This is a genomic window from Vibrio tapetis subsp. quintayensis, assembly GCF_030409945.1.
Taxonomy (GTDB): domain Bacteria; phylum Pseudomonadota; class Gammaproteobacteria; order Enterobacterales; family Vibrionaceae; genus Vibrio; species Vibrio quintayensis.
The window spans coordinates 327,007-345,355 of sequence record NZ_JAUFQV010000032.1 but is presented as its reverse complement, the minus strand read 5'-3'; the positions used below and the strand labels follow the sequence as shown (position 1 = coordinate 345,355).

General features: G+C 43.7%; 15 protein-coding genes. All 15 read right to left on the bottom strand.

Annotation, left to right across the window (positions count from 1 at the left end; genetic code table 11):
• Window positions 1-68: 68 nt before the first annotated feature.
• The gene (locus QWZ04_RS17125; protein WP_290329467.1) at window positions 69-1,730 is read right to left on the bottom strand and encodes an ATP-binding SpoIIE family protein phosphatase; all 1,662 of its coding nucleotides are present in this window, start codon (window positions 1,728-1,730) and stop codon (window positions 69-71) included.
• A gap of 24 nt (window positions 1,731-1,754) precedes the next feature.
• Window positions 1,755-2,054: an STAS domain-containing protein gene (locus tag QWZ04_RS17120; protein WP_290329466.1), complete on the bottom strand. Its 300-nt coding sequence runs from the start codon at window positions 2,052-2,054 to the stop codon at window positions 1,755-1,757.
• 9 nt (window positions 2,055-2,063) lie between these two features.
• Window positions 2,064-3,221, bottom strand: coding sequence for a methyl-accepting chemotaxis protein (locus tag QWZ04_RS17115; RefSeq protein ID WP_290329465.1), 1,158 nt, complete (start codon window positions 3,219-3,221; stop codon window positions 2,064-2,066).
• A 22-nt stretch (window positions 3,222-3,243) separates the two neighbouring features.
• A complete protein-coding gene (locus tag QWZ04_RS17110) occupies window positions 3,244-4,314 on the bottom strand; it encodes a protein-glutamate methylesterase/protein-glutamine glutaminase (protein ID WP_290329464.1) in 1,071 nt (356 codons plus the stop codon).
• Window positions 4,314-4,955: a chemotaxis protein CheD gene (locus QWZ04_RS17105; RefSeq protein ID WP_290329463.1), complete on the bottom strand. Its 642-nt coding sequence runs from the start codon at window positions 4,953-4,955 to the stop codon at window positions 4,314-4,316. Before QWZ04_RS17105 ends, QWZ04_RS17110 begins: the two co-directional genes overlap by 1 nt.
• Window positions 4,956-4,962: 7 nt before the next feature.
• Window positions 4,963-5,826 (bottom strand): CheR family methyltransferase, encoded by an 864-nt coding sequence (locus QWZ04_RS17100; protein WP_290329462.1) that lies wholly within the window; start codon window positions 5,824-5,826, stop codon window positions 4,963-4,965.
• Window positions 5,811-8,231, bottom strand: a complete 2,421-nt coding sequence (gene aer2 / locus QWZ04_RS17095) for an aerotaxis transducer Aer2 (protein ID WP_290329461.1) — start codon at window positions 8,229-8,231, stop codon at window positions 5,811-5,813. Before aer2 ends, QWZ04_RS17100 begins: the two co-directional genes overlap by 16 nt.
• Before the next feature lie 11 nt (window positions 8,232-8,242).
• Window positions 8,243-8,707: a chemotaxis protein CheW gene (locus tag QWZ04_RS17090; protein WP_290329460.1), complete on the bottom strand. Its 465-nt coding sequence runs from the start codon at window positions 8,705-8,707 to the stop codon at window positions 8,243-8,245.
• 3 nt (window positions 8,708-8,710) lie between these two features.
• A complete protein-coding gene (locus QWZ04_RS17085; RefSeq protein ID WP_290329459.1) occupies window positions 8,711-9,211 on the bottom strand; it encodes a chemotaxis protein CheW in 501 nt (166 codons plus the stop codon).
• Between the two features lie 11 nt (window positions 9,212-9,222).
• Window positions 9,223-11,406, bottom strand: a complete 2,184-nt coding sequence (locus QWZ04_RS17080) for a chemotaxis protein CheA (RefSeq protein ID WP_290329458.1) — start codon at window positions 11,404-11,406, stop codon at window positions 9,223-9,225.
• Window positions 11,407-11,456: 50 nt separating this feature from the next.
• Window positions 11,457-11,816, bottom strand: coding sequence for a response regulator (locus tag QWZ04_RS17075; RefSeq protein ID WP_290329457.1), 360 nt, complete (start codon window positions 11,814-11,816; stop codon window positions 11,457-11,459).
• 21 nt (window positions 11,817-11,837) lie between these two features.
• A complete protein-coding gene (locus QWZ04_RS17070; RefSeq protein ID WP_290329456.1) occupies window positions 11,838-12,101 on the bottom strand; it encodes an STAS domain-containing protein in 264 nt (87 codons plus the stop codon).
• Window positions 12,102-12,526: 425 nt separating this feature from the next.
• The gene (locus QWZ04_RS17065) at window positions 12,527-14,623 is read right to left on the bottom strand and encodes a tRNA(Met) cytidine acetyltransferase TmcA domain-containing protein (RefSeq protein ID WP_290329455.1); all 2,097 of its coding nucleotides are present in this window, start codon (window positions 14,621-14,623) and stop codon (window positions 12,527-12,529) included.
• Between the two features lie 134 nt (window positions 14,624-14,757).
• Window positions 14,758-15,732 (bottom strand): ParB/RepB/Spo0J family partition protein, encoded by a 975-nt coding sequence (locus QWZ04_RS17060; RefSeq protein ID WP_290329454.1) that lies wholly within the window; start codon window positions 15,730-15,732, stop codon window positions 14,758-14,760.
• A gap of 3 nt (window positions 15,733-15,735) precedes the next feature.
• A complete protein-coding gene (locus tag QWZ04_RS17055; RefSeq protein ID WP_290329453.1) occupies window positions 15,736-16,956 on the bottom strand; it encodes a ParA family protein in 1,221 nt (406 codons plus the stop codon).
• Window positions 16,957-18,349: the final 1,393 nt, after the last annotated feature.

Genomic DNA, 18,349 nt, shown 5'->3' with positions numbered 1-18,349 from the left:
TCATCATTTTATACTTACAAACAGTTACACATTTGGCTCATGAATATTCTCGTATTCATAAATAAGGCTTAGAGCGTAAGCCGATAAATCGCTTCGACTTTGGTGCCACTATTTGAATACTCAAGCGTTTCGCAAAGCTCTGAAACGAGAATAATACCTCGTCCATGAACTTCGTCATTTGCTTGTCTGTGTACGGTGTGATGATCAAAGCCATTTCCATTATGTTCAATGACCATATGCAATTTACGGTCTGTTGGATAATAGTCGAAAGTTAAGGTCAAATAGGCACTATCATCAAGGCTCCTAAGGCCATCTTCTCTTAATTGATAGTATTTAAAGAAACCCTCTTCATCAGACTTGATGCTTGATTCTAGCCCAAGCAAGCCATGCTCTAGAGCGTTCGCTAATAATTCAGAAAGTACAGAGCAAATCAGGTCAAGGTCTTGTCCCCCACTAATGATGCCAGACAAATAGCTTCGCACTTCAGCCATTAATGTCACGTCATTCAGTGTCTGTTTGGAAAAGCGTAATGTCGAACTCAATGGAACACTGCTAACAAACGGTTTTTCGTAGTCATGCGGCTTTACGTTGGAGTGCAAAATCGGAAATGTCATGGCCAGAATAGATAAATCATCGGACTTCTTGCGAACTGCAAAGTCGTTCACCGCTGCGTTTAAAGTTGGGATCACGGATCGGCATCCGTCGAGTACCGCCTTTAGGCGATCCTCACCAAATTGCTCCCCATCTGAATTAGCAGCCTCAGTCACACCATCGGTATAACATACAATTTGCTGGCCTCGCTCGAGCCTCAACCTTAACAAGTTGACTTCAAATTCGTCATTGGCAAGCACGCCCAAAGGCATGTGTTCTGAGGTGAGGTTTTTGATGATCTTACCGTTTTCATCGAGAATAAAGCCATCAGGTAGACCACCTCCCCACCACATCACATCTTGTCCATTTGAGGATATTTCAAATACACTCGCTGCAACCATCATCCCTAAAGGTAAGAATCGCGCTAACGAACTGTTGATTTCGATGACAATTTCGCCAAGAGACAGACCCTTTTCTGCCATCGAGAAAAAAGCGCGTGAAGCCGGAATGGTTGAAATAGCGGCGGGTAAACCATGCCCTGTCGCATCAGCAATCATCACATAGGCACCACCTTGAGGCCGGTCTGCAACCACAATAAGATCGCCATTAAAAACCGTAGAGGGCGTAGAAATATAGTCGATACTCGGTAGGTCTCGCGTCATTTCTTCAACCAAATTAGTAAATATCGACTCAGACATTGCGTAGTCATATTTCACTTGTTCATGGAAATGGCTTAATTCGTCTCTTTGCTGGCTCACTTCGTTGTGCATTTTCGCAATGCGGTAATGTGCCTGGACTTTAGCAAGTAATGTGCTGCGCCCAACGGGCTTTAAAATGAAATCATCTCCGTAGAATAGGCAACGGCCAAATGAATCCCTATCATCCAATACGGTCAGAAAGATGATTGGAATATGCACATGCTTAAACTCCGCTCTTATCTCTTTTGCCGTCGTGAAGCCATCTTTAACGGGCATCATGACATCCATCAAAATGACATCGGGAAGTTGCTCTGCTTGCTTGAGTGCATCAACCACGCCCTCACCGCTTTCGAAAACCTCTATATCACTCGCGATGCTGAGCAACATATAGCGAAACATTTCTCGATTGGTTTTCTGGTCATCAACAATAACTACGCGCATCCATTCTTTCCTTATCGATGAGGTTTACTCAATAGAGAACTTCTTATCAAAGCGAGAGATCAGTAATATCTTTTTGACTTGAGGCATGCTGTTTGCGATGGTAATTTCACCATCTGACTGCTTTAGGTATTTGTGCATATTCAACAGCATACCTAGCCCAGCACTGTCTATGTAGTCCACTTTACGAAAGTCGACGACAAACTTATAACTCTGTTGCTCTGCATAACTTTGACGAAACTCATGCACCAAATTGAAACCAAACGCCCCCTCAATGGAAATGGTGACGCATCGTTGACTGTTATCTACTTCACATGTAACTGACATAAAACCTCTCTAAAAAAGCTCGACTTCGCCTTCATCAATGGTTGATTGTTGTGCAGCGGCCTCGCCGCGACTCTTCGCTTTAGTTTTAAACTCTGAAACCGTATCAATAAACTCTGACATTTGTACTTTTCCCTGTTGGTAACGCTCTATTTCTTGGGTTAACTCATCCAGTAACGTTACGCTTTTCATCGCATGCTCCCCTTGCTGCGACACTATGTCTGCGAACTGCAACGCCCTAATCCCATTCCCTACCTGTTGCGTCAGTTGAGAACCGATTTCACGTAATCTGTCCACTTCAGATCGAACCTCGGTATTGGTTTGCTGCACACCTTGCAACATCTCCTCCACTTGATCTTTTGATTCAATAGCAATGGTCATGTCTATCGAGGCAATTTCACCCACGGTCTTATCCGCCTCTTTTATCGTACTTTGTGCCACGTTGATTTCGGCTTGAATCAAGTTATTCAGCTCTTCTGAACGCACGGACAAATTACGAACTTCTGATGCCACTACCGCAAAACCTCGGCCTGACTCCCCCGCCCTTGCCGCTTCTATCGCTGCATTTAACGCCAGTAAATTGGTTTGCTCCGACAGCCCTCTTACTTGGTCGAGTAACCCAAACACCTTGTCCAATTTACTCGACATATCATGAATGCTATGTACTGCAGAAATACTGCGCTCTGAAACACTGATCAATATTTCGATATACTGGCTGATGATTTTTTCAGTTTTCGGTAAGACATTTCTCAAGCTGTATTCGCTGTTTTCATTCGCGAGGAAATTACTCACCAATTGCTCTGAAACTTGATTTTGAGTTTGAGATAATTCTTGCAGGCCAAAAAAACTGTCGTTAAGCGTTATCACAGATTCATTGGTAACTTGGTATTGCTTAGTAAGTGAGTCGTTAATGTGGGTAACTTCGTAACGCAATAAGTCATTAACAACTTGAATGCCCTCACGGCCGTCACTGTGTTTGCCAGACGATGAAGTACTATTGGAATGACTCTGAGCACCGAGTGAGGTAACACTCCAGTGCAATGCGATAAGCACGCACATGAGTGCAATGGCTTGCCACGAAGCAGACAAAGCGACAGCGCATGCCAAAACCGCTCCCTGTAATGTCATTATTAAGATCTTATTTTTAGCTAACTGACGACTGTCGTTCATTTTTATCACCTTAATCGGTGGCTTAGTTATTAGTATGTATTAAAGCGTCACAGATCATTTTTGGAATTTTGTCGAGCGGTGCCACTTGAGCAGCTGCGCCTATCTCAACAGCGACTCTGGGCATCCCCCAGACAACCGATGTATGTTCATCTTGTGCTATAGTAAACGCCCCTGTTCGCTTCATTTTGAGCAGACCTTGTGCCCCGTCTTGCCCCATTCCCGTCAAAATCACACCGATACTTTTTTGCCCAACGGTTTCTGAAATAGCATCGAACATCACATCTACGGATGGTTTATGTCGATTCACCGCTTCTCTATCATCTAATTCTGCGTAATAGTGGTCGTTGCGTTTCACGATCAGCATATGTCGATTACCCGGAGCGACATAAGCACAACCATGAATAAGAGGAGTGGATTCCTGCTGTAGTTCGCTGACTTTAATCTTACTGCTGCTGTTTAAGCGCTCAGCAAAAGAGGCGGTAAAAAGCTCACTAATGTGCTGCGTAATCACGATAGGAGGAAGTTTGTCTGGCAATACACTGAGCACATTACGTATAGCTTCTGTCCCTCCTGTTGATGCACCAATCGCTATCAGTTCGCAGCCAACACCAATGCCTCTGATGGACTTATCTACTGAAATAGGTGCAACGTGCATTTGCTGGTTACCTACGTTGGCTCCGGCGGCCACTTTTACTTTTTCATTCACCAGCTGTTTGTATTTCACCATTTGAGCCGGGTCATCAATGCTAGGTTTAGGAAAGTAGTCCACCGCCCCGAGCTCTAACGCTTGAAGAGTCGCATCCGCACCATGCTGAGTAAGCGTGGAAATCATCACGACAGGCATTGGCCGTAAGCGCATCAAGTTTTTTAAAAACTGCACGCCATTCATTTTCGGCATTTCGATATCAAGAGTAAGCACATCTGGGTTGTGCTGCTTGATCAAAGATCGTGCTTGGTACGGATCTTCCGCCATTGCCACAACCTCTAGATCCGGATCCGAGCTAATGATCTCATTCAATAGCGCTCTAAATACGGGAGAATCATCAACGATCATTACCTTTACTGGCTTTTTCAGTAGCACTGGTTTATTCATTAGAATAGCTCCACGTCGTCGTCATGATTACGATGACTTTCTTGATCCAATTGATGAGCGTATTCGGCTTCACTTTGCTTGACACGTTCAACCTCTGCGAATCGAATTCTCTTCACCCAAGCTCGGCCGGTAAGTGGATCAAACATAATTTTTCTTGGCTCCAAGCCTCCCAGATCTTTTGAAACGATGTCGAAATGCTCAGCATTAGCATAACTTAGAGCAAACTCGATGTTTTTTTCTCCAATCATGGCGTACTTGCCTAACATTTGTGCTCCGCCAAACAACTTAAGTTTGATTCGAGAACGCTCGGCTCCTGCGCCAAGCAATTGATTAATCAATATTTCCATCGCATTATTGCCGTAACGAGAAGCCGTCGATACGATCTCTGTCGGGTGCCAATGATCTTGTTCTATTTTGTTATTAAAAGGCAGTAAAAAGTGGTTCATCCCGCCAACTTCGGCTACTGGATCCCACATACAGGCTGCAATGCAGGATCCCAATCCTGTACAGATAATTTCTTCCTCACATGAGGTATAAACGCCACCCGGCATAACCTTCACCATGTGCACTTTCTTATGCTGGTGGTAAAAACGGTTAAATTGGTCTGAGTGGGTTTGCATCCTGCCCGTTAACTCCTTCATGTTAGCCTCACTGTTTCAAATAGATTGTGTGGCCTATGTGCCGGAAGATATCGGTACAATTACCGACACTTTCAGAATGCCCAATGAATAAAACACCGTCGTCGGTTAAGTAATCATAAAATCGACGGATTAGGGTTTCTTGAGTTGGCTTATCAAAATAAATCATGACATTTCGGCATGAAATCAAATCAAACTTTTGCTTGATTGGCCATTCAGCTAGTAGATTCAATTGATTGAAAGTAATGGCATTCTGCAGCTTCTTCTTCACTTTTATATTGCCATTTTGATCGCCTTTTCCTTTTACAAAAGACGATTTCAAAAACTGTTCTGGAATACTTTCTAAGCAGCCGTCGGTATAGATCCCTGCTCTGGCATGGGCGAGGACTTTGGTGTCTAAGTCAGAGGCCAGCATGCGAACATCCATCCCGTTATCTAATGATCCCATTGTCGCCAGCAACGACATATAACTGTACGGCTCTTCCCCTGTTGAACAGCCTGCTGACCAAATGCGAACTTGCTTATCTGGTTTACTCATCCAACGCTTTACGAGCACATTCGCCACGTAATCGAAGTGATGCATCTCTCTAAAAAATTGTGTCTTGTTGGTCGTGATATTGTTTATGAAGTTGATTTTTTCGTTTTCATCAATTTCTATCCGCTCTCGGTACTGACTAAAGCGTTGCATGCCATGCTCACGTAACAAACGGCTTATACGGCCATACACCATGGCCTTTTTCTTGTCCGACAGAAAAATACCCACGTTTTTGTGGATGAACCACTGAATGAACTTGAAGTCATCATTGGTTAACTCAAATTCACGATCTTCCAACGGATCTATGGTATTAGACGCGTGGTCTAGAACTCTTCCCATTCGTCGCCATCCTCACTGAGCTGAATGCCTGAATTCACGGCCTTAGTTGACGTCTTTTGACGAATGCTGCTGACGTTGACCGCTGGCGCTTGTGCCTCTTGAGCCGCTGTAGGTTGATGGCTCAGCGTTGCAATTTTTTGATCACTACTAAAGAAGTTCATCAAGCTTAGTAAGTCTTTGCCCTCATCTTTAAGCGATTGGCTCGCCGCAGAGGTTTCTTCAACTAACGAAGCGTTCTGCTGGGTCATTTCATCCATGGTCGCAATAGCACGACTAATTTCATCAATGCCGGTTGACTGTTCTTGGCTCGATTGCGCGATTTGAGTGATTAGCTCTGATACTTTTGCCACCGCATCGACAATTTCATTGAGTGTTTCACCGGACTCGTCGACCAAGCGAGAACCTTCATCAACTTTTTCAACACTGTCGTTGATGAGTCCTTTGATCTCTTTGGCAGCAGCAGCACTTCGTTGTGCGAGGTTTCTCACTTCTCCTGCGACCACGGCAAATCCACGACCTTGCTCGCCTGCTCTTGCCGCTTCTACTGCCGCATTCAATGCCAATAAGTTAGTTTGGAACGCAATTTCGTCAATCACACCGATGATGTCGGCGATTTTCTTACTGGCGTTGTTGATTTCAGCCATCGCCGAAACCGCTTGCCCCACAACCGCACCACCTTTGCCTGCTTTAGCCGCAGCGTCATCAGACAAGGCATTGGCACCTTTTGCATTTTCAGCATTCTGCTTAACGGTAGAGGTCATTTGTTCCATGCTGGCGGCGGTTTCTTCCAGATTGGAAGCCTGAGCCTCAACTCGCTGGCTTAGATCGTTATTACCCTCAGCGATTTCTGTTGAGGCGGTGGCGACTCGTGCCGAGGAAGTCGTTATTTTTTCGACCATGTTGCGGATATTAAGGATAGAAGTGTTCACTGCGTCGGCCAAGCGACCAAATTCACCACTGTGGGTACCGCTCATATCAGTATTAAGGTTACCATCAGCCACACGACTCATAACGTCTATGCACTCACTTACAGGCGCGACAATGGCTTCTAGCAAACTGTTTACGCCATTACCTAACTCCGACATAAATCCGCTGTATTGCGACGTGTCTATCCGCTGGCTTAAGTCGCCATCAATGGCTTTTTGAATCAGAGACTCAACTTGGCGTTGGCCATCTTGTTGTTCTGTTATGTCTTGCCACTGGAGGGCTGGCCCCATGTAGTTACCATTACTGTCTAACATGGCAATACAGGTTAAATTGAATTCTAAGGTGCCCACTTTAACGTTTGAGCTGAAAGGAAGATTCTCTGGGTTATTGATAATGTTACGTTGATGGGCGGGGTTTTTATGAAAAATATCAATATTTTGCCCAACCAATTTATCCGCATCAAAACCTGGTAGTGCTGCTTTTAATTCACTTTCCCTGTCCTTCATCAATTTGGCAACAGCCGGGTTTAAGTAACGAATAATGCCGTCTTGATCGGCCATCATCAAATTGGTGGTCATGCCTGCTACCGCAGAGGCTAATCGGCCCACTTCTTCTTCATTAGCACGAGCTTCCGTTACGTCTCGCCATTCAAGGGAGTTCCCTACGTAGTTACCCTGCGCGTCCATAACGGCAGCAACATTGAGTTCAATCTTAATATCAGACACAGAAATGTCGGTGCGATAAGGTAAGTTATTAGGATCACTCAACATTTTCCGTTGATGCTCGGGATGGGTATGAAAATCATCAATGCAACGATCCATCAACCACTCTTCCGACGCGGTAAACCCAGGCCAAACCGTACGAAATTTCTCTTCGTGCTTTTTAAATAGCGCTAATGTTTCTCGATTGTAATAGGTGATCAGAAAATCTCGGTCGATGGTGACCATCGCAGTTTGGGCTTGATCCACCGCTGAACGCAATTGCGACACCTCATGCTGCTGCTTTCTTAATTCGGTTACATCCGACCATTCCAACGTATTGCCAATGTAATTGCCGTCAGCATCAACAATCGCTCCCACATTAAGCTCGATTTGCACGTCTTTTATATCGATGGTTGCGGTATGCGGCATGTTATTTGGGTTGGACATCATATGTCGTTGATGGGCAGGATTCGCGTGAAAACCATCGATACAAAAACCCATTAGGTATTCTTCAGTCGCTTGAAAACCTGGCCATACAGACTGAAACAGTGATTCATGCTGTACAAGCAAGGCCAAAGATCGTTTATTCAAATACGTTATTTTGAAATCACGATCAATCATCATCAAAGCGGTTTGAGCCACATCTAAAGCCGACATGAGTTGCTCGTAACCAACCGATTGTTTTGAACTTTGAGACTGTTGTTCCATAAGACTGTCTTGTGCCTTGCTAGCAAACTGCTCTGCGACAGGTTCTTGTTTTCTGTTCCAAAAAGCCATGAATTCACCTCTTAAATGAGCGCTTTTTCTTCTGTTAATTGGTTAAGCTCAGTAACGTCGAATAGAGCCTCTAAATTTATTAGAATGACATGTGTCTTATTTGCAGAAGCAATGCCAACAATGAATGCTTCCTTTAATCTGTGTGACATCTTCGGTGCGGGTTTTATGTCCTCTTCATTTAGGGCATACACTTCCGAAACTGCGTCTACGATGATACCTAAAGGCTGAGCTTGGCCGTCATTAAGTACTATCACAACCGTGGTTGCATTAATGACTGCAGGCTCTAGCCCAAACCGCTTTCTTAAGTCCACTATAGGCACGTACTCACCGCGGATCTCTAGCACGCCATGCAGAAAATCTGGCGAGTTTGGTACCGTGCGGATACTGCTCCACCCACGAACTTCTCTCACATCTAATATCGGGACTGCGTATTCCTCACTGTCCAATATAAAACTCAAATACTCTTGCGCCGCCATGACTCACCTAGCCTTTAAAATCGTGTCCATATCCAATAGTGCTTCTGTATCAAGTAGCGACATCACTTGCTCTTCGACGTTGAGTAGACCAAGAATGAATGGTGTTACTTGTGATTCACCCAGAGGCGCAGTAAGTTCTTTATCACCCTGACTGACCACATCGGCTACCGCATCAACAACTAGCCCCATCAAACGCTCGTTATCGCTCACTACAGTCCTCAATACCAACACGACAGTTGTCGGAAGGTAAGTACACTCTCCAACGTTAAATCGCGCTCTTAAGTCAATAACGGGCACTATCATGCCTCTGAGGTTAATGACTCCTTTCACATACAAAGGTGACCTAGGAATAGGGGTTGGTTTTTCCCATACTCTGATTTCTTCTACATCATGGATATAAACGCCATACAATTCGTCTGCCAAACTGAAACTCAAAAAGTCGGCATTTTCACTGATCTCGTTGTCGATGAAGCTTTGATTCTCTTGATTTATTGCCAGTTCCATTTCGCAGCTCCTTATGCAGCGAGACCGCCTTTACTATCGACGTGTCTTCGTAAAAAGGAGGTGATCAAGCCCTGTATATCTAAGATCAAAGAAACTGACCCGTCCCCTAAAATGGTGGCCCCAGAAATGCCCGGAACTTTGCAATAATTGGACTCTAAACTTTTGATCACCACTTGCTGCTGATCCAGTAAATCGTCGATCAACAGGCCAACCCGGCTACCCGCCCCCTCGACCAAACACATGATGTGCCCTTCAAGATCGCCACTTTCGCCCATCTCAAACTCTTCGTGCAGCCTAAGCAGCGGGATGTTCTCATCTCTAAGTCGATACAGTTCAACCCCACCAGACGCGTGTTTAACGCAGTCGGCTTCGATCTGAATGGATTCAACGATGGTAAGTAAGGGGATGATGTAGACTTGCCCTGCCACTTTAACAAGTTGACCATCGAGTATGGCAAGGGTAAGAGGTAAGCTGATGGTAAATGCGCTACCAAGCCCAAGTTTTGACTCAACTTCAATGTTGCCACCGAGTTCTTCAATGTTTCGTTTCACAACATCCATTCCGACGCCGCGCCCTGAAATATCAGACACTTCATCAGCCATTGAAAAACCAGGAGCAAAAATCAAATTTACGACCTGCTGGTCACTCATTTCTTCTCGTTTAGAATCACTCGGTAACACGCCTTTATCGACGGCTTTTTGCCATAATCGATCGCAATCGATCCCTCCACCGTCATCTTTCACTTCAATAATAATGGAGCCACCTTGATGAAACGCATTGAGCTCAATAACGCCCATATCCGGTTTACCGTGAGCGCTACGCACATCGGGCATTTCAATACCATGATCAACACCGTTACGAACAAGGTGCACAAGCGGGTCTACAATTCGTTCCAATACGGTTTTATCCAGTTCGGTACTTTCGCCTTTTATTTGTAAATCAACCTGTTTGCCAAGACGGCCCGTTAGGTCGCGGACTAAACGAGGAAAACGGCTAAAAGCAAAGCTCATCGGCAGCATTCGTATGTTAAGGACGTTTTCTTGCAAGTCTTTACTGTTTTGCAGCAACTGATCTAAGCCGGTTTTCAGTTTTTCCAGTTTGTCTTCAGTAAAATCATTGCCTATTTCCGTTAGCATTGACTGAGTTATTACCAACTCACCTACCAAGTTGATCAAGCTATCAACTTTATCGATATCAACACGAATCGAACTCACCGCGCTTTCGGCTTTGGCATTTTTCGCCGGCGTTTTCTTATTCTGTTTATTGCCAGATTCCGCAGTTGTGTTTACTTGACCTTTATTTAGTTCCGCTTCATTGGTATTTGAATCCACCAACTGAGTGGGTTCATTGGTAATATTTGGCTCAACAGAGTTAGGTTGTGGCACAGCCTTCTCAGGATCCGTTGATTGTGGCTTGCTAATACTCAACTCACACTGGTCTTCCACCCATTCAAACACTTCTACCAGCGCGTCTTTGTCTATTTCACTAGAAACTTCCATCCTCCAACTCAAGTAACACAGTTCTGCTTCAAGCTCGGCAAGGTCAGGAAGTTTAGCGCCATTACAGACAATGCTCGCTTTTGGGTCGAGTTCTTTAATCTCTGCGATGATACGAAGGGGGTCATTGCCACTGAAAAACAAATCTCGATGAGGAGCAAATTCAATTTGCCAATTAGCGAGTAGACATTCGCTACTTGAACCCTGAGTGTCATTGGCTAACGATGGCTCAATTGTGGGCTCGAATTCATTGGCAGTCACAGAAGAGGCGGCTGGCTCAAACACCGTTGACGGTGATTTGTGTTTATCTTCACCGTTGAGGAGATGTCCGAGAGATTTCGTCACACTTTGCTTGAGTTCACTTTCAACCGGTTCACCATTCTCATGGCCCTCTAGCATTTCGGTTATGCAATCGCCAGACTTTAACAGCACATCGACACTGTGGGCGCTAAGCTCCATATTATGATTGCGCACCTCATCTAGGTACGCCTCAACGGAGTGAGTAAATTCACTAATGTCGAACAAATTAAACGTAGCTGCTCCACCTTTTATTGAGTGCGCAGCACGAAAAATTGTGTTTATGGTTTCCTGTTCAACATCATCTGGGTCTAGCCCTAATAAAATGGTTTCAAGCACCTCGAGGTTTTCTCGGCACTCTTCATAAAACATTTTTCGCAGTTGGTCCATGTCCAAAGCCATGACGAGGTCCTTCTTATTCTTATAATATTATGCTGTTGCTATGCGATAACTCAGATCACTCGTTTGATTGTCTTTAACAAGGTGTCAGGGTTGAATGGCTTAACTAACCAACCAGTGGCCCCTGCAGATTTCCCTTCTTGTTTTTTTTCTATGCTGGTTTCTGTAGTCAGCATCAAAATGGGAATGAACTTATACTGCGGGTTGGAACGAATGGCGCGGACTAAATCAAAGCCGCCCATGATCGGCATATTGACGTCAGAGATCACCACATCGAATTTTTTCATCTGGGATTTCTTCAACGCATCGCTACCATCATTTGCCGTTTCTACTTCGTATCCTGCATCTTGCAACGTATGACTTACCATCTGACGGATTGAGATTGAATCGTCAACTGCTAGTATCTTCGTCATTAATGACTCCTCATTATTCCTTTAACTTTCAAACATGCTGGTAAGGGCAAGCAATTCGATTCCGTCGGCCAATTTGTCTGGCACGTTGATCAAACGGATTTCTGTGTGGGTTTGCTTAGCCGTTAAGAATAGCGACGCAAGAGCTTGTAGACCTGCTGCATCTATTCTCGAAACCGACGAGGCGTCTATAATGAGTAGTTCATGATTATCAAGCCATTGTTGATATTCAATCTTTGAATTGAGGACATTACTGATTTCTAGAGATTCATCTAATTGACATTGCATGTATCGATCCTAACAATTACCTAGCTGATTATTATAGTGACGCTTTATTTGAGTGTAGGCAGGCTTTCTCATTAATCAATAAATTAGCGAATATGAAACAGATGTAGCATTGGTAAATGTGAGCTGTAGCAGAAAGATTTTTGAACGTACGGAATTGCTTATGGCGTACAAAGGTAATAACAGTGGGAAATAGAAGATGCTGAGCAAGAGGTCACTTAGCTTTGTCTAATAGCTCAATTTTTTGTTAGCGAATAATGATGACAAGCGAAATAACTGAGGGTAACTTGAGGCGTTGGATTTCAATTTACAGTGTAAATTGAAACCCTAATCTGGTAGAAAATGGATTAACAAACGTTGGGTTACGAGGCGCCCCTCGCTAGTCTGATTTATCTCATATCGATTTACAGTGTAAATTCCTTTTCAGTTTACACTGTAAATCGGTATAACAATCCATCTAACGAATGTCTAATCAAAGCTTCTGTTTGTTTTCTGCCAGACAGATTAAAACGAGCACTGAGCGATGGCCAATCTTGTAGTTGAAAGTAAGCCGCCAATAACACTCTTTCAGATGGGTTGGGAGCCACATGCAAGACCAACTTTCTTGCAGCGCACATAATCGAATCCATAGATGCCCCACCGGATACGTAATGGCGCAAATGAATCAACTCTCTGTTAGTCGGTGTACCACCCACACAGTAATTCAGAAACCTAGCAACGATGTCGACGTTCAAATCACGGTAGGTACTCGAGAGTAACAACGAAAAGTTCTGCGCCCAATAAGCTTGGCTTTCACGTGCCCATTGATGCGGCATAGATTCAGAAAGATGAACCATCACAACAGAAAAACAACCGCTGGCCTGATCTTTACTGCTTCCGAGCCAGATCGGCTGGAAGCCACAGTGAAGCCAAAAATCAAGTAAATATGGACTGGCTCCAAAACTGGTCGCCACATACGCATTTTCTGATTCAACTCTAGAGACTAACCAACCAATAAACTGAGAACCAACACTTTGTCTTTGCAGTTCTGGATGCACCGCAATTCGCATAACCCGGTGACAAGTTAGACTGGCGACTTCGGAGTCACCGAGGTGGTTGATGATAGTCGTTGGTACTAAATGCCCTTTCGGTCGCCTTTTCCCTTTGCCGATGTCTTCCACCAAACTGGCTTCGATGTTTCCCTCTTTAACGGTTGTTACACAGGCAACGCATTCACCATTGCTAAATCCGCCATACAAAGTAACGCTGTCATCACTTAGCAAATGCAATAAATCATTAGGTGATGTTTGGTAATGAGCATTAACCAACAAAGCAAAACAGGCTTGAAGTAAACACTGGTTGGCAAGTAACTCCTTCTGAGAGATCTTACGAAACTCAGGAACCGCACCCTGATTAGACTGCGACAATGCTGGTAATTCGGCATTTAATAAAAAACTACCGAAAAGCCAATTCTCTAACGGATCTTTTTTGGCCCAACGCATCGGCTGTGACAGGTGAAGGTGGCGACCGCCAGGCCTGGCATCTTGGAGCCAAGGCAAAAAACGAAGAGTGAAGCCACGGCCGCAACCTTCATAACCATGAACAGTACTGGAGAAAACCAAACGATGATACGTTGATACCATCGCTTTAAGCATGGGCACAGGAATCGCGGCAGCTTCATCAACCAATAGCAAATCACAATTTGGCCGACTAGAAAGCAACTCATCTGGCGCGACAAATTGTATGGTTGAGCCACCAAACGTAAGTTGAAGCTTTTCTCTTGTCGCCCCGTCAAGGCTAAGTTCCGCATGCTTAAAAACAGTGCTGACTGATTTAACAGAGGGTGCTGTAACAATAATAGCGATATCGCGTGTTTCCATTAGTTGCGCTGCTGCCATTCCTAACGCAGCACTTTTCCCTCGCCCTCTATCCGCCGTTAATACCAATGGACGCTTTCTATGTCCGGTAACCACTTTTCCTATACTCGCAATCGCCGCTTGTTGCTCAGAATAATCAACAAGTGATGCCACGTCGCCTGCCTGCTCAATTATTTCCGTCATTCTGTGTTCGGGCAGCTTGCCTGCCGTGACAGTATTTGGATCTGGATCAACTTGCTTGATCTGAATAAGATTAACAAAACACGCGTCCAGCCATTGCTCTCCATAGTTAACCAAATTAGCCGAAGAGTTGAGTTGAGCGTCCTTGTCGCTTCGGTGAATAATAAACAATAGCCCTCCACCGACAACGGTACCTGCACTTGCGGTTAGACTGTTTGCGTCAATCCCGTCGACTGCATCATAAATAACATAGTTGGTGTCGTGACCAAGCAGCTGCGCACCACCATTTTTTGGTAACGACTTAGCCCAAGTTACCGGTTTTCCTCCTAACTTATAGGCAATGGAACCAATATCGTAATTGTTAGTTTTCGCAAGAAATTGCTCAATAAGTTTGAGAGACCACTCTTGGCTACCTATCAACTCAACACCAAAACGATGATGTTGCTGTTTTGCTTGGTTAGACACTTCAATCAGATAATCAAGGGGCATGGAGAACTCACGTATTTCGGAATAAGTTGGGCTAAGAGCTGTGTCTTAACGCTGAATAGCGATCATAGCACAGGCATAAAAAAAGCCGCAAAAAATGCGGCTTCCGGGTAACATATCAATGTATCAATGCTGGCTTATTTCATTCTCTCTTCTAGAAAGCTCAAAATCTCGGCCATGGTATTATCGTCAACTTTTTTTAGGTTAATCGCTAGTGTATCTCCTTTACGAGTGTAACTAGCAAGGCCTTTCACAAGCTCAACCTTGTTTGGTTTTTCTTTCACTGGCGACGGCTTTAGCTCTTCTACCCAAGCCTCTATTTGCTCTGTCACTTCTTTTGTAATACGCGCCACACCGTGGCTTTGGCTTTGCTGCCAGACGTAACCATTGGCACTGTGGCATTTTTTCAACAAGATTGTGCGCTCAGAATCGCTCAATGAATAAAACTGTTTGTGCAGTTTCACAATTGTTGGTCGGCCTAAGTCACTCACATTTGGGTACGCTTGCAATAGTTCTCTTGGCAAGGCCGCCGCTTTTAAGGCGCCACTCACCAAAGCTTCACTGCACTGGAAAATTTGCGCGAGCGCTTTCTGATCTTCGGCTTCATGACTGTTCAACTTGGCCTGCATTTCACGGCCACGTTCATACAGTGACAATGGCTTATGGGCATTTGCTACATCAGAAAGAAACTTCGCATGGTTAGAGTTGATATCATCCGCAACATAAACCAAGAAATCTTTGTTCGCGATAATACAAGACATACGACGACGACTACCGTCTAGAACTTCAATCGTTCCATCATCGGCTTTACGTCCTACCGCCGGGTATTGTTGACCTCGCTCTTCAAGTGTCGAAAGAATATCAGACAACGCATGAGGGTTTAAAAAGGACTGCTCACGTGAATTTTCCGCGAATACCGTTGTTTTAGTCGAAACATCTGCCGCAGGAATACGCACTAGCTCAAACGACACCATGTCTTCACCCGCCACCGCAAGTTCAATCACATTCGCTTTTTCTTTAACTGCTGTTTGTGCTTCTTGTGGAGAGGTAGCACGACGTTTATTTGTTTTTCCAAACAGCTTAGCGTTTAGATCGGATGTTTTAATTGCCATCTGTTAAGACTCCTTATTCAGCGACGCCCAATGACTATGAAGCACGCGTTCTAATTCTAATGCACTTTTTTGCACCGCATCTTGAGCGGTAGACAATGTCTTTTTTCCACCTTCAAAATCGCCGACGGTAAGATCAAATACTGTGCTATAAGTATCCGCACAGGTTTCAAATGCTCGGCTACGCGGAATGGTCGCCATCATAACTTGGTCTGCTAGCAGGTAATTCATTTCGGTAAGTACGGATACCTGCTTCTTATTGTCGTCTTCAAACATGGTTGGCATCAAACGAACAAACTCCAAACCTTTCCAATCGTCTGGGAACATTTCGTAAACGGTAGGTAGATGTTGGAAGAAGTTAACGGTCGACGCCCAATCTAAGCGTTTAGCCGCACATGGGATCAACAGCGCGTTAGATGCGTACATTGCGTTCCAAACTAAAGGATCAACGTGCGGTCCAGTATCAATCATAATGACATCAAACTCGTCGCCAATCTTGTCGATGAGTTTTTCTTTGAGCAGTTTAACGATGTCTAGCGACTGGTTTTGAGACAGACTTTGCCACGCTTCAGCGTTAAACATAGCATCTTCTGGGAATGCTGAAATCGTTTTAAGGTTAGGATATTGAGTCGGCAGTAGGACATTTTTCGTCAAAAACTCACGGTCAACTTCAACATCATCAGGGACATTATCAAGCATAATATCAACCGCGGAATAGATATTGTCGTGTTCAGAAATGCTGATTTGCGGGTTTAAAAACAGTCGTAAAGAACCTTGTGGATCTAAATCGATAAGACAAATTCGGTAACGTTTGTCTAGATTTAACGCCAAGCACGCCGCTAAGTGGACAGCCGTCATGGATTTACCTGTACCGCCCTTTTGGTTTTGAACGTTAACAATCCAAGGTTTATTGTTGTTACTTTGCTTACGCTCATGAAATTTCGGTACGTTAGCCGCATCCATTAACATGTGCGCTTCTTGTAATGAAATAGAATAATGATTCGCGTTGTTCTTAGTAAACTGATGCCCGTCTGCTTCGAGTTTATTGATTGCTTCGTCTAACTTTCTACGAGTTAAACCAGAACGAGTTTCCATCAATGCTTTTGACATAGGTGGAAAATGGTCATCACTTCGCTCTTCTAACACAATTTCAATACGGTCAGCTTGTACTTGCTGTGTTAACTCCGCAAGTCGATTCAGGCTTTCTATCGTCTTTTCTCGTTTCATTATTATCTATCCATAAAAAATACCTTGACTCAATTGTACAGAATTAATGACTTTAGACAATAAAAAGGTGCACATGCATTTTAGAGTTAAATCACATTTAAATGGCTAACAAACATTTATCTGCTGCTTTTGTCATCAAAATTGTTACTTATTTACACGTAACTAATTAGGATAAGAACATCAGATTTAAAGTGTTACGACGTCACTTATTTACAGTGTAAAGTTTAATTCTTGACCTAAATGATAGCGCGATAAAAACGATATTAACGAAATCTCTTAAACTCCTTTTTACCCCAAAATCAAAACAACACGAATGTATTAATCAAAGTACTCCTACTTTGGCCATAAAAGTAAGCAGACAAAATAAAAGCAATCATCACGTTTCATCTTATTCGCTAAAAATTTGCTAGTAAACGACTCAACCTAGCGAATATCTAACGACATGGGATGAAAATCTATCCCCATATTTGACCAAAACCGAGCACATTAACGATAAAATTAGGGGGAAACTACGCGCAAAAGCGGAACAATCGCAAACAAATTACTAATCGAAATACACATTACATGATCATGCTTACGGAGGTTTTCTTCGGATATGGAGCAACTTCCCTCTGATAAATGTGTGCGAACGCTTGGATTTACACCGGAACGATTACTTTCACAGGCCAAACTACGGTCAATGTACACTCAAGATTAGATAACTGGAATTCAGAAAGTTATCACGAGAAGCGGAAAATGGGTAACAACACGCAAGCATGATCAAGGAATGACCCCTTGATCATGCTTTCGGTTGATATTCAGTATTACGGAAAAATGATCAAGAGGCATATCGAATAATAAATAAACACATTACAGCACAACAAACACGGATCTATATCGGATCGATGATCAAGAGTGTTCATTCTTCGGAAGCATGTAAATAGCGAGCCATTTTACGGTGAATGTACGGTGAAGTAAGGTAGGCTGGGGGATTTGTAGACTGTTTCTTACTAACAAGGAAAGTCCAAATACAGTTCGACTGACATTTATATCCTTTGATCATGCTTTCAATAAGGCGTGTTTTATAATGTTAACTCGTTAACCCATATCAGTGCTGTATTTGGATCCAATATTGTTCAAAATAAACACGACTGATGGTAAAATGGAATTCGGTGATCATGCTTTCACCAAAATAAGCGCGATAACTTGACGATCTTTTACCGTCTCTGTGGATAACCTGTGAGCTTTTCTTGATCATCGTTTCGATCTGTTGATGATCACTGGTTCGATCTTATCATGATCATCTTTTCAGCCTTTTTTGATCATGCTTTCAGGTACTTGTTGATCATCGTTTCCTTACTTCTATGATCATGCTTCCATCCGTTGATTTTTTTACTTCTTAATTTACAGTGCC